The following is a 12,558-nucleotide window of genomic DNA, read 5'->3' as shown; positions in this document are numbered from 1 at the left end:
GAACAGTCGGGACAGAAATGCCGGCGCGAGCTGCGGCGTCCGGGCGGTACTCCGGAAGCGGACGTCAAGGTGAGGCCGCCCGCGGCCGAGGCAGTCCGCGGAGGAGTGCCGCCCGACGCCCTGACGCCTGCCCCCAACCGGTCAGTCGTCGTCGCCCTTTTCCCAGGCCTCGTTGCGCGCCTTGACCTTCTCGATGGCGTGTTCCGCTTCTTGGCGGGTCTTGTAGGGCCCAATGAGCTGGCTCCAGTCCGAGAGCCGGTCTTCTTCCACTTCGTGGGTGTTGACGTTGAACCAGTACTCAGTCATCGTTGCTCCTCGTTCCGGCGACAGGCGCATGGGGTGACCCACGTAACACAAACACTTACGTGCGCCCTCCCCGCTTGTCGGTTGTTAGGCGTTCTGTGGTGCCTTATATGATCAATCTATGCCTTCCCTTGCCTCGACTGCACCCATTGGCACCCTCACCCCGGGTACCCTGAGTCCGCAGCGTCCCGTTCCGGCGTCCATCCCCCGTCCGGAGTACGTCGGCAAGACAGCTCCAGCCAAATTCACCGGTTCCGAGGTCAAGTCCCCGGAAACCATAGAAAAGATCCGGGTCGCCGGAAAGATCGCCGCACAGGCCATCGTGGAAGTCGGCAAGCACATCCAGCCAGGTGTCACCACTGATGAGCTGGACAAGGTGGGCCACGAGTTCCTGCTGGACCACCACGCTTACCCGTCCACGCTCGGCTACCGGGGGTTCCCCAAATCCCTGTGCTCCTCGCTGAACGAGGTCATCTGCCACGGCATCCCCGACAGCACGGTGGTCCAGGACGGCGACATCCTCAACATCGACATCACGGCCTACATCAACGGCGTTCACGGCGACACCAACTACACCTTCCTGGTGGGTGACGTGGACGAGGAATCCCGGCTGCTGGTGGAGCGCACCCAGGAGTCCCTGAACCGGGCCATCAAGGCCGTGGCTCCGGGCCGCGAAATCAATGTCATTGGCCGGGCCATCCAGTCCTACGCCAAACGGTTCGGCTACGGCGTGGTCCGCGATTTCACCGGTCACGGCGTCGGGGAGGCCTTCCACACCGGACTCATCATCCCGCACTACGATGCCGCCCCTGCCTACAACACAGTGATCGAAACCGGCATGGTGTTCACCATCGAACCGATGCTCACGCTGGGCACCGTGGAGTGGGACATGTGGAGCGATGACTGGACTGTCGTCACGCGGGACCGCAAGCGTACCGCCCAGTTCGAGCACACCCTGCTGGTCACCGAGGCCGGCGCCGAGATCCTCACCCTCCCGTAGTTCATCCCATGCCCCCAGGCATGGCTGCCGGTGCAGACCGGACACCTGTTATGGGCCACCCATGTTGGCCCGTTTTCCTGCCCGCCCCTGTTAAGAACGGAATCCCATTGGCCAAGAAGGACGAGAAGTCGCACAAGAACGCACCGCTGATCGGCATCGACATCGGTGGTACGGGCATCAAGGGCGGCATTGTCGACCTGAAGAAGGGCAAGCTCCTGGGCGAACGCTTCCGCGTACCCACCCCGCAGCCCGCCACCCCCGAGGCCGTCGCGGAGGCCGTGGCTCTGGTGGTGGCCGAGCTTTCGGCACGCCCTGAGGCCCCCGAGGCCGGCTCGCCCGTGGGAGTGACCTTCCCCGGCATCATCCAGCACGGCGTGGTCCACTCCGCCGCCAACGTGGACAAGAGCTGGCTTGACACGGACATCGACGCCCTCCTCACCGCCCGTCTTGGCCGGCCCGTGGAGGTCATCAACGACGCTGATGCCGCCGGCCTGGCCGAAGCCCGCTACGGTGCCGGCGCGGGCGTGTCCGGCACGGTCCTGGTGATCACCCTGGGCACCGGCATCGGCTCAGCGTTCATCTTCGACGGCAAACTCGTTCCCAACGCTGAGCTTGGCCACCTTGAAATTGACGGCTTCGACGCCGAATCGAAGGCATCGGCCGTAGCCCGCGAACGCGACGGCCTGACCTGGGACGAGTACAGCGTGCTCCTGCAGCGGTACTTCTCGCACGTGGAGTTCCTGTTCTCACCGGAACTGTTCATCGTGGGCGGCGGCATTTCGAAGCGCGCCGACGAATATCTTCCCAACCTCAAGCTGCGCACCCCGATTGTCCCGGCAGTCCTGCGCAACGAGGCAGGCATTGTGGGGGCCGCGCTGGAAATTGCCATCAAGCACCAGCTGTCCAAATAGGAGTGGTGCCGGTGGCGGCTGCGGCTTCCCCTCCGCTGCCGCCACCGGAGTTTAGAGGGGGCTTTTCTCGGAGTTCCTGGCCCCACCGGCTGCGCCCTTGGCGTCTTCCTCGGCCTCGTGGCGCAGCAGTGCGATGGCGGTCTCAAAGTCCTCGAGGGACTCGAACGCCTGGTACACGCTGGCGAAGCGAAGGTACGCCACCTTGTCCAGCTTCTGCAGCGGCCCCAGGATCACCAGCCCCACCTCGTGGGCGTCTATTTCGGCGGCACCGGAGGAGCGTATCTGCTCTTCCACTTCCTGGGCCAGCATAGCGAGGTCATCCTCGCTCACCGGGCGGCCCTGGCAGGCCTTGCGCACGCCGTTGATGACCTTGCTGCGGCTGAAGGGCTCGCCCACGCCGGACCGTTTGATCACCGACAGGCTGGTGGTCTCAACGGTGGTGAACCGGCGGCCGCATTCAGGACACTGCCGGCGGCGGCGGATGGCCGAACCGTCATCCGCCATCCTGCTGTCCACTACGCGGGAGTCGGGGTTGCGGCAGAACGGACAGTACATGGCGTTCCCCCCTTTCGCTTGTAGCGTGCAGCATCATTGGAAGCCACCAGCACCGCCGGGGGGCGATGCCGTGGCATCCTTCAGTTTACGGGCATATTTGGGGTAATAACAATCCTGTAATTACTACATGTAGTAGTGTCACCCGTTGCTGCCCGGGAAACGCGCCGTGACGGCGTCCCCGTGGGCAGGCAGGTCCTCCGCGCGGGACAAGCTCACGATGTGCCCACTGACCTCGGCCAGTGCATCCCGGCTGTAGTTGATGACCTGGATGGCGCGCAAAAAGGTGGTCACGTTCAGCCCGGACGAGAACGCGGCCGTGCCGCTGGTCGGCAGGACGTGGTTGGAGCCCGCGCAGTAGTCCCCCAGGCTGACGGGGCTGTAGTCGCCCACGAAGATGGCGCCGGCGTTGCGGATGCGCGCTGCCACGGCCGCGGCGTTCCGGGTCATGATCTCCAGGTGCTCGGCGGCGTAGGCATCGCAGGCGGCAATCCCTTGCTCCAGGCCGTCCACCAGCACCACGCCGGACTGCGGGCCGGACAACGCCTCCTGTACCCTGGCCGCGTGCTTGGTGGCTGCAGCCTGCAGCGCCAGTTCGGCCCGTACAGCCGTGGCAAGGTCCTCGGAGTCGGTGATGAGGACTGACGCCGCCTTGGGATCATGCTCGGCCTGGCTGAGGAGGTCCGCGGCAACCAACGCGGGCTGCGCGGAATCGTCGGCCAGGATGGCGATTTCCGTGGTCCCGGCCTCGGAATCGATTCCCACCACGCCCTTAACCAGGCGCTTTGCGGTGGCAACGAAGATGTTGCCCGGTCCGGTCACCACGTCCACCGGTTCCAGGGCCGGTCCGGCGGCGCTGGCTTCGATGCCGTAAGCGAAGGCTGCGATGGCCTGGGCGCCCCCAATGGCGTAGACCTCCGTGATACCCAGCAGTGCAGCCGCGGCCAGGATCGTGGGGTGCGGCAGCCCGCCATACTCCTTCTGCGGGGGCGAGGCCAGGGCAATTGATTCCACCCCTGCCGCCAGTGCCGGCACCACGTTCATGATCACCGACGAGGGGTACACCGCAAGTCCGCCGGGAACGTACAGTCCCACGCGCGCCACGGGCACCCAGTTCTGGCTAACCACGGCGCCGTCACCCAGTTCCACGTCGACATTGCGCGGACGCTGCCCGTCGGCGAATTTCCGTGCCCGGCTGATGGACTCCTCCAGCGCGGCCCGCACGGCAGGATCCAGCTGGTCAAGGGCGTTGGCGAGCGCTTCTGTGGGGACCAGCGGGTGCTCCTGCGCAACGCCGTCGAACCTCTCTGCCAGCTCGGACAGGGCAGCGAAGCCCCGCCCGCGCACGGCCGAAATGATCTGGAGGACTTTGTCCTCGGCATCGGCCACGGTCTGGCCCTTGGCGCGGGGAACGGCGGCACGGAGGGCGGCGAGGGTCAGGTCGCGGCCGCGAAGATCGACGGTGCGGAAGTCGACGGCGGCTGTCACGGGGGCGGGAACGTCGGGGGAAGTGGTCACCGGACTATTTTACGGCGCCTAGGCCGGCCGGAGGTCCGGCATCGCCGGCCGCGGGCTTCGTGCTGCCCGTACCCACGAGTTCCAGGACGAAGACCGACACGGCTGTGGCGGCGGGGCCGAGCAGCAGCACCGGCCACGCCCGCAAGGAGAAGGCAAGGCTGGCATTGGCGGACGTATCAACGGCCGGACCGAAGAGCCGGGCCACGAGGATACCTGTTCCCCATGCCACCACGCTGCCGGCCAACGCTCCCGCCAGGCCCGTCAAGAGCGCCGCCTGCGGTGACGGACGCCTGCCGTCCGCCAGGAACACGGCAAGCAGGCAGCCGCCGAGCAGCAGGATGCCTGCCAGGGTGAGGTCGCGGGGCAGCCACACCACGGGAGCGGTACCGGAAGCCAGCGCCGGATCCCGGGTGATCAGGTTCAATCCGCCCGGGGCAAGGAGCCACCACAGCACGCCGGCCGGGATGCCCGCAACCACCGGAACCAGCAGCAGGGACCAAGGCAGCAGGCGCCGGGCAGGGCGGGCCAAGTTTGTCATGCAACACACCTTAACAAAGGTTCCTGCAAGGACAGGGGCGGAACTGCTGCCGCCGGCTGTTTTCCCGCCACCGCCGGGGACCAATACGCTTGGAGAGAGAATTACGCCACCTACTGCAGGAGTTCCGGTGACCGACAACAGCGAGCCCTATGAGCAGACGTTCAGGGAGATGTTCCGCCGTCACGCCGCGGGCGTCGCCATCATCACCGTGAACTACCAGGATGAGCCCTACGGCTTTACCGCGACCTCCGTGGCCTCCCTGTCCGCCAAGCCGCCGCGTTTTACCTTCAACATGGCGCGCAGTTCCAGGTCGTGGCCGGCCGTGGCCAACACCCAGTACCTGGGCGTACACATGCTGGGGCTGGAAAACCAGGAGCTTGCCGCGCGCTTCGCCCGGCCAGGCAACCGTTTCGAAGGCAAGCACTGGGACATCGGACCGCACGGCGTGCCCATCCTGAAGGATGTTGCCGGCTGGCTGATCGGCGAGGTGCAAATGAGGCTCTCGTTCGAGAACAACGCGGTGGTGGTGGTCCAGGTGGTGGACGGCCAGGTAGGCGGCGAGGGCTCGCCCCTGCTGTACCACGGCGGCGCCTACGGGCAGCCGGTGCCGCTCGACTACGAAATCTGACCCCGGCAACACCAACCGGGCATGAAAGACGCGGTCGACGGCGGGAGGTGCTTCCCGCCGTCGACCGCGTCTTTGTCAGGCGTCCCGGTTTATGCGTCCAGGCAGGCCGGGCCCAGCAGGACCTTCAGGTCGCCGAACAGTGACGGGCTGGGGTTCACCCGGAGGTGGACGGGCAGGCCCATGATTTCGGTCCGGGTGTCGCCCTGCAGGTGCAGCCGGACTTCGGAGTTGCCCCGGTGGGTGCGCAGCACATCACCCAGCTCGGTGACCACGGCTTCGGTGGCCTTGAAGGTGGGCATGGTGATCACCAGGGGCCCGTGCAGCCCCTCGCTGAGGTCCGGGACGGACAGCTCCATGCAGTTCAGGGTGATGGCGCCGTCGTCGCGCTTCTGCAGGCGGCCCTTCACCACCACGATCAGGTCTTCGGCAAGGACCGAAGCGATGGGCCCGTAGACCTGGCCGAAGAACATGACTTCGATGGAACCGCCCAGGTCCTCCACCTCCGCCCGGGCGTAGGCGTTGCCGCTGGCTTTGGCGATGCGCCTGCTCAGCGACGTGATCATTCCGGCGATGGTGATGATGGCGCCGTCCTGCGGACCGTCCTCGCCGAGGATGGTGGTGATGCTCATCTCGGCGTGCTGGGCCAGGAGGCCTTCCAGCCCCTGCAGCGGGTGGTCGGAGACGTACAGGCCCAGCATGTCCCGCTCGAAGGAGAGCTTGTCCTTCTTTTCCCACTCCGGCAGGTCCGGAATCTCTATGCTCAGGGAGGACGATTCCTCCCCGGCGTCCTCGAACCCGGCGAAGAGGTCGAACTGGCCGATGGCCTCATTCCGCTTGAGGGTGATGACGGAGTCGATGGCCTCTTCGTGGACCATGGCCAGGGCACGGCGGTGGTGGCCCAGCGAGTCGAAGGCGCCTGATTTGATCAGGGACTCGATGGTCCGCTTGTTGCAGACCACGGCCGGGACCTTCATCAGGTAGTCCTTGAACGAGGTGAACGCGCCCTCGCTTTCGCGGGCGGCCACCATGGCCTCCACGGCGTTGACGCCCACGTTGCGGATGGCGCCCATGCCAAAGCGGATGTCGTTGCCTACCGGGGTGAAGTTGAGCGCGGACTCGTTGACGTCCGGTGGAAGCACGGTGATGCCCATGCGCCGGCACTCGTTGAGGTAGATCGCGGACTTGTCCTTGTCATCGCCCACCGACGTCAGCAGCGCCGCCATGTACTCCGGCGCATAGTGTGCTTTCAGGTACGCGGTCCAGTAGGAGATCACGCCGTAGGCAGCGGAGTGGGCCTTGTTGAAGGCGTAGTCGGAGAAGGGCAGCAGGATGTCCCACAGGGTTTTCACGGCCTCCATGGAGTAGCCGTTGTCCTGCATGCCCTGGGAGAAGCCGGCGAACTGCTTGTCCAGCTCGGATTTCTTCTTCTTGCCCATCGCCCGGCGGAGGATGTCTGCCTGGCCCAGCGAGTAGCCGGCCAGCTTCTGCGCCACGGCCATGACCTGCTCCTGGTACACGATCAGGCCATAGGTCCCGCCGAGGATTTCCTTGAGGGGCTCCTCCAGCTCCGGGTGGATGGGGATGACCTCCTGGATGCCGTTCTTGCGCAGCGCATAGTCGGTGTGGGCGTTGGCGCCCATGGGGCCCGGGCGGTACAGCGCCAGAACGGCGGAAATGTCTTCGAAGTTGTCAGGCTTCATCAGCTTGAGCAGCGACCGCATGGGACCGCCGTCGAGCTGGAACACGCCCAGGGTGTCGCCGCGGGCCAGGAGCTCGTAGGACGCGGCGTCGTCAAGTTCGAGGTTTTCCAGGTCCAGGTCGATGCCGCGGTTCATCTTGATGTTCTCGAGGGCGTCGGAAATGATCGTAAGGTTCCGCAGGCCCAGGAAGTCCATCTTGATCAGGCCAAGTCCCTCGGACGTCGGGTAATCGAACTGCGTGATCACCTGGCCGTCCTGGAAGCGGCGCATGATGGGGATGACGTCGATGATGGGGTCCGAGGACATGATCACGCCTGCCGCGTGCACGCCCCACTGCCGCTTCAGGCCCTCAATGCCCAGCGCCGTCTCGAAGACCTTGGCAGCCTCCGGGTCCGTGGCGATCAGCTGCCGGAAGTCTCCTGCCTCGCTGTAGCGCTTGGCTTCCGGGTTCTGGATGTCAGCCAGCGGGATATCCTTGGCCATCACCGCCGGCGGCAGGGCCTTGGTCAGCGTCTCCCCCATGCTGAAGGGATAGCCCAGGACGCGGGAGGAGTCCTTCAGCGCCTGCTTGGTCTTGATGGTGCCGTACGTGACGATCATCGCCACACGCTCGTCGCCGTACTTGCGGGTCACATAGTCGATGACCTCGGAACGGCGCCGGTCATCGAAGTCGACGTCGAAGTCGGGCATGGAGACGCGGTCCGGGTTCAGGAACCGTTCGAAGATCAGCCCGTGCCGCAGGGGGTCCAGGTCGGTGATACGCATGGCGTACGCCACCATGGAGCCTGCACCCGAGCCACGGCCCGGCCCCACCCGGATGCCGTTGTTCTTCGCCCAGTTGATGAAGTCCGCAACCACCAGGAAGTATCCCGGGAAGCCCATGGACGTGATGACGCCGAGCTCATAGTCGGCCTGTTTGCGCACCTCATCGGGGACGCCGCCGGGGTACCGGTACTTCAGGCCCTTGTCCACTTCCTTGACCAGCCAGGAAGTCTCATCCTCGCCGGGCGGGCAGGGGAACCGCGGCATGTAGTTCGCGTCCGTGTTGAAGGACACCTCGCAGCGCTCGGCGATGAGCAGTGTGTTGTCGCAGGCGTCGGGATGGTCGCGGAACAGCTCCCTCATCTCCCGCGGGGACTTGAGGTAGTAGCCGCTGCCGGAGAACGCGAACCGGGAACCACCGTTGTCATAAGTGGGTTCCAGCAGGGTCGAGCCGGACTGGATGGCCAGCAGGGCCTCGTGCGCCTTGGCGTCGTGTTCATGGGTGTAGTGGAGGTCGTTCGTGGCCACCAGCGGAAGGTTCAGGTCCTTGGCCAGCCGCAGCAGGTCACCGGTGACCCGCCGCTCAATGTCCAGCCCGTGGTCCATCAGTTCACAGAAGTAGTTGTCCGCCCCGAAGATATCGCGGAACTCCGCCGCGGCCTCAAGCGCCTCGCGGTACTGGCCCAGACGCAGGCGTGTCTGCACTTCGCCGGACGGGCAGCCCGTGGTGGCGATCAGGCCCTCGGAATAGGTATTGAGCAGTTCCCGGTCCAGCCGCGGCCACTTGCCGAACACCGAGTCGAGGGAGGCTATGGACGAGGCGCGGAAGAGGTTCCGCATGCCCACGTTGTTATAGCTCAGGAGCGTCATATGGGTGTAGGAGCCACCGCCGGAGACGTCGTCCTTGCGCTGGGATTCATCGCCCCAGCGAACGCGCTCCTTGTCGGTGCGTGCCGTACCCGGCGTTACATACGCTTCGACGCCGATGATCGGCTTGATGCCCTTGGCCTGGGCTTTTTGCCAGAAGTCGAACGCACCGAACAGGTAACCATGGTCGGTTGTGGCGAGGGCCGGCATGCCCAGTCGTTCGGTCTCGTCGAACAGCTCACCCAGGCGGGCGGCTCCATCCAGCATGGAATATTCGGTGTGGGTGTGCAGGTGGACAAACGAATCATTGCTGGAACTCACCGCACCATTCTAAGCGCTGCCCCCTCGCAGCCAGGCCAGCCCTACCGTGTCAGGCCTGGCCCGACTCCAGCACTTCCAGTGCGTAGGCCAGGTCCTGCGGATAGTCACTGGTGACCGTGACGCGCTCCCCCGTGACCGGGTGGTCAAACGAGAGCTCCCGGGCGTGCAGCCACTGACGGGTAAGCCCGAGGTTGGCGGCAAGCCGGGGGTCCGCGCCATAGGTGAGGTCACCCGCGCAGGGGTGCCGAAGAGCGGAAAAATGGACCCGGATCTGATGCGTACGGCCGGTTTCCAGGTGGACTTCCACCAGGCTGGCCTTGCCGAATGCTTCCAGGACTTCGTAATGCGTTACCGAGGGGCGTCCGTCCTCAATGACGGCAAAGCGCCAGTCATGACCCGGGTGGCGGCCAATGGGGGCGTCGATGGTTCCGGCCAGGGGATCGGGGAGGCCCTGCACCACAGCGTGGTACACCTTGTCCACGGTGCGCTCCTTGAAGGCCCGCTTGAGGGCTGTGTAGGCCCGTTCTGACTTGGCCACCACCATCACGCCGGAGGTTCCGACGTCGAGCCGGTGGACTATGCCTGCCCGCTCCGGGGCGCCCGATGTGGAGATGCGGTACCCGGCGGCGGCCAGGCCGCCCACCACGGTGGGCCCCACCCAGCCGGGCGAGGGGTGGGCTGCCACGCCCACCGGTTTGTCGACGACGACGAAATCGTCGTCGTCAAGCAGGATATTCAGGCCTTCCACAACTTCCTCCACGACTTCCAGCGGGTCCCGCCGTTCTGGAACAGTGACGTCCAGGACGTCGCCGGCGGCGAGCTTTGCCGACTTTCCCAACGCCTTGCCACGGTTCAGCACGTGGCCTTCGGCCAGCAGCGACGCGGCCACTGAACGGGATACCCCCAGTATGCCCGCCAGGCCGGCGTCGGCCCGCGTTCCGCCAAACTCTTCGGCGATGACGATGCGTTCAGTCATGGCCAGGGTTGTCCTTGTGTCCGCTTCCGAGCCGGGTTCCGTCCAGGGCGATCCCCCGGACGGTCAGGATGCAGATGATGGCGACGGCTGACACCACGGCGGAGTCGGCAATGTTGAAGATGGCGAAGTTGGGGAGCTGGATGAAGTCCACCACGTGCCCCAGGCCGAAGGACGGCTCCCGGAAGAGCCTGTCCGTCAGGTTCCCCAGGGCGCCGCCAAGCAGCAGTCCCAGGGCCAGTGACCACCAGGCCGAGCCCAGCCTGCGGACCTGGAAGAGGATCGCGATGGCCACGCCGGCCATGATGATGGAAAACACCCAGGTGACATTCTCGCCAATGGAAAACGCGGCACCCGAATTGCGGATGAAGTACCAGTGCAGAAGGGGCGGCAGCACGGGAATGCGCTCCCCTTCGACCATCGTGGAAGTGACCCAGAGTTTTGTCAGCTGGTCCAGGACGTAGGCGAAGAGCGCGAACCCGGCAAACAGAGACAGCAGGACTGCCCGGCGGGGGCGGTGCGGGGGTGGGACAGGGCGTGCCGCGTCGGCAGCAAGTTCGTCAGTCATGGTGCTTTCAATTCGTGGAACTGGGCGTCAATGCCAAAAGCCGGCGGCCGAGGAATCCTCAGCCACCGGCTTTCAGAATACGTGCTGCCAGACTTAGTTGGCTTCGCTGACTTCCGGCGTCGCAACGGAGCCACGGGCTTCCAGGTCGCGGAGCTGGCCCTCGATGTAGGCCTTGAGGCGCGAGCGGTAGTCGCGCTCGAAGCCGCGGAGCTGCTCCACCTTACGCTCCAGAACGGACCGCTGCTGCTCGAGGGCACCGAGGATCTTGCGGGACTTCTCCTGGGCGTCGTTGACGAGGCTGCTGGCTTCGATCTGCGCCTCGGCGATGATCTTGTCCTTCTGGGCCTGGCCGTCAGCAACGTGGCGGTCGTGCATCTGCTGGGCCATGGCCAGCAGTCCGGCAGCGGACTCGGCCGAGGGGGTAGCGACAGCTGCGGGAGCAGCCGGTGCGGCGGCAGCAGGGGCGGCCGGCTGGACGTCCTTCTTCTTGCTCGCTTCGGCAGCCTTGGCTTCGGCCTCTGCCTTCTCGCGGGCTTCCTCCTTGTCGGCCTTGACCGGCGCGGGAACCTTCTCCACGACAGGCGCGGCAGCAGAGCTTGCCGGCACGCTGGACCCGGCTTCGGCGAGCTTCTTGCGGAGCTCGTCGTTTTCCTGGTTCAGGCGGCGGAGTTCAACGACGATTTCGTCCAGGAAGTCGTCAACCTCGTCCTGGTCATAGCCCTCGCGGAACTTGGTGGGCTGAAAGCGCTTGTTGACAACGTCTTCTGGCGTCAAAGCCATCTGGTCACCTCACTGGTCTGGTTAGTCAGTAGGCCTTCCGGCCGTCAAAACTACGGTACCTAAATTTGGTCTGCTTACTCTAATTCAACACTGCGGTGTCAAACGGGAGGTTTCTTCGCTTTACAGTAGCCGTTCACGGGGGCAACGGCCTGCATCGCTGGGTCTAAATCGGTGAATCAGGCCAGGCTCCTGGTGACGTTCATGGCGATGCTGACGCCGATGAACAGAATCAGGAAGCCCAGGTCCAGGGAGACTCCGCCGAGCCGGAGGGGCGGAATCAGCCGCCGCAGCCCCTTGAGCGGCGGGTCGGTGATGGAGTACACGGCGTGTGCCACCACCAGGGCGGCACCGCGGGGGCGCCAGTCCCTCGCAAACATCTGCACCCAGTCGAATACGAGCCGGATGATGAGGGCGACGAAAAACAACAGCAGGGCGAGATAGAGAAGTCCGAAAACAATTCCCATGACTTATTTCATATCTCCAGGGTTCGTGCGGCGGACCACCCGGGCCTGCCACTGTTGCGCAGCTGTCGTCTTGTCTATTTCAGCACAGATGCCAGACAGGTGTCCCTGCCTGGCATCCGCAAAGCCCTGATGCTCAGCTTTGGTTGAAGAAACTGGCCTGCGTGTCGCTGGCCTTTTTGTCGTCACCAATCACTTCAACGTAGGACGGTGAGAGCAGGAACACTTTGTTGGTCACACGCTCGATGCTTCCCCGGAGGCCGAAAACGAGTCCCGCGGAGAAATCCACCAACCGCTTGGCGTCAGCCTCGCCCATGTCGGTAACGTTCATGATCACCGGAATGCCGTCCCGAAAACTCTCACCGATGAGCTTGGCGTCATTGTAGGAACGGGGATGGATGGTAGTGATCTGGCGGAGACCGGTATTCTCCTCGCGGCTCGAGGCCGCACGCTTAATAGGGGTCACAGGGGCGCGGTATTCCTCTTCGGGGGCGTAGGACGCCTCGCGGCTGACTTCGCGGACCGGCGCCGGAGCACGGCGTTCCTCGCGGTCAACTTCCATCGGTTCGTCCTCATCCTTACGTGTGGTCTGTTGCTCGGGCTCGTGATACTCATCGCCGTCGGCGAGCCCAAGATAGATCATTGTCTTGCGCAGAGCGCCGGCCATGGTCGACTC

General features: G+C 65.0%; 13 protein-coding genes. 3 read left to right on the top strand and 10 right to left on the bottom strand.

The window, feature by feature from the left end:
• Positions 1-141: 141 nt before the first annotated feature.
• On the bottom strand, positions 142-306 hold the full coding sequence (locus J2X98_RS16685) for an SPOR domain-containing protein (protein ID WP_307310373.1): 165 nt from the start codon (positions 304-306) through the stop codon (positions 142-144).
• 118 nt (positions 307-424) lie between these two features.
• Between J2X98_RS16685 and map the strand changes: the two genes are divergently transcribed.
• A complete protein-coding gene (gene map / locus J2X98_RS16680) occupies positions 425-1,303 on the top strand; it encodes a type I methionyl aminopeptidase (RefSeq protein WP_141940889.1) in 879 nt (292 codons plus the stop codon).
• A gap of 107 nt (positions 1,304-1,410) precedes the next feature.
• The gene (gene ppgK, locus J2X98_RS16675; protein ID WP_141940888.1) at positions 1,411-2,214 is read left to right on the top strand and encodes a polyphosphate--glucose phosphotransferase; all 804 of its coding nucleotides are present in this window, start codon (positions 1,411-1,413) and stop codon (positions 2,212-2,214) included.
• 51 nt (positions 2,215-2,265) lie between these two features.
• Here ppgK and nrdR read toward each other — a convergent pair whose 3' ends face one another.
• The 3 genes from nrdR to J2X98_RS16660 form a co-directional block, all read right to left on the bottom strand.
• On the bottom strand, positions 2,266-2,769 hold the full coding sequence (gene nrdR / locus J2X98_RS16670) for a transcriptional regulator NrdR (RefSeq protein WP_141940887.1): 504 nt from the start codon (positions 2,767-2,769) through the stop codon (positions 2,266-2,268).
• A 138-nt stretch (positions 2,770-2,907) separates the two neighbouring features.
• Positions 2,908-4,284, bottom strand: a complete 1,377-nt coding sequence (hisD, locus tag J2X98_RS16665; protein ID WP_141940886.1) for a histidinol dehydrogenase — start codon at positions 4,282-4,284, stop codon at positions 2,908-2,910.
• A 4-nt stretch (positions 4,285-4,288) separates the two neighbouring features.
• On the bottom strand, positions 4,289-4,822 hold the full coding sequence (locus J2X98_RS16660) for a hypothetical protein (protein WP_307310365.1): 534 nt from the start codon (positions 4,820-4,822) through the stop codon (positions 4,289-4,291).
• A 127-nt stretch (positions 4,823-4,949) separates the two neighbouring features.
• On the opposite strand from J2X98_RS16660, the gene J2X98_RS16655 reads away from it, so the two are divergent.
• Positions 4,950-5,450, top strand: coding sequence for a flavin reductase family protein (locus tag J2X98_RS16655; RefSeq protein WP_141940885.1), 501 nt, complete (start codon positions 4,950-4,952; stop codon positions 5,448-5,450).
• 89 nt (positions 5,451-5,539) lie between these two features.
• On the opposite strand, the gene dnaE is transcribed toward J2X98_RS16655, so the two are convergent.
• From dnaE to J2X98_RS16625, 6 genes are all read right to left on the bottom strand, one after another.
• Entirely contained in the window at positions 5,540-9,100 is a 3,561-nt protein-coding gene (dnaE, locus tag J2X98_RS16650; protein WP_141940884.1) for a DNA polymerase III subunit alpha, read from the bottom strand.
• Between the two features lie 49 nt (positions 9,101-9,149).
• The gene (locus J2X98_RS16645) at positions 9,150-10,076 is read right to left on the bottom strand and encodes an RluA family pseudouridine synthase (protein WP_141940883.1); all 927 of its coding nucleotides are present in this window, start codon (positions 10,074-10,076) and stop codon (positions 9,150-9,152) included.
• The gene (lspA, locus tag J2X98_RS16640) at positions 10,069-10,641 is read right to left on the bottom strand and encodes a signal peptidase II (RefSeq protein ID WP_307310362.1); all 573 of its coding nucleotides are present in this window, start codon (positions 10,639-10,641) and stop codon (positions 10,069-10,071) included. Before lspA ends, J2X98_RS16645 begins: the two co-directional genes overlap by 8 nt.
• 93 nt (positions 10,642-10,734) lie before the next feature.
• Positions 10,735-11,421 (bottom strand): DivIVA domain-containing protein, encoded by a 687-nt coding sequence (locus J2X98_RS16635; protein ID WP_307310359.1) that lies wholly within the window; start codon positions 11,419-11,421, stop codon positions 10,735-10,737.
• A gap of 176 nt (positions 11,422-11,597) precedes the next feature.
• A complete protein-coding gene (locus J2X98_RS16630) occupies positions 11,598-11,885 on the bottom strand; it encodes a YggT family protein (protein WP_141940880.1) in 288 nt (95 codons plus the stop codon).
• Between the two features lie 133 nt (positions 11,886-12,018).
• On the bottom strand, positions 12,019-12,549 hold the full coding sequence (locus J2X98_RS16625) for a cell division protein SepF (RefSeq protein ID WP_141940879.1): 531 nt from the start codon (positions 12,547-12,549) through the stop codon (positions 12,019-12,021).
• Positions 12,550-12,558 lie beyond the last annotated feature (9 nt).

Origin of the sequence: Pseudarthrobacter enclensis, assembly GCF_030811655.1 — a bacterium.
Lineage (GTDB): Bacteria > Actinomycetota > Actinomycetes > Actinomycetales > Micrococcaceae > Arthrobacter > Arthrobacter enclensis_A.
The sequence above is the reverse complement of the archived record's forward strand: the minus strand, read 5'-3'. Positions and strand labels throughout refer to the sequence as shown.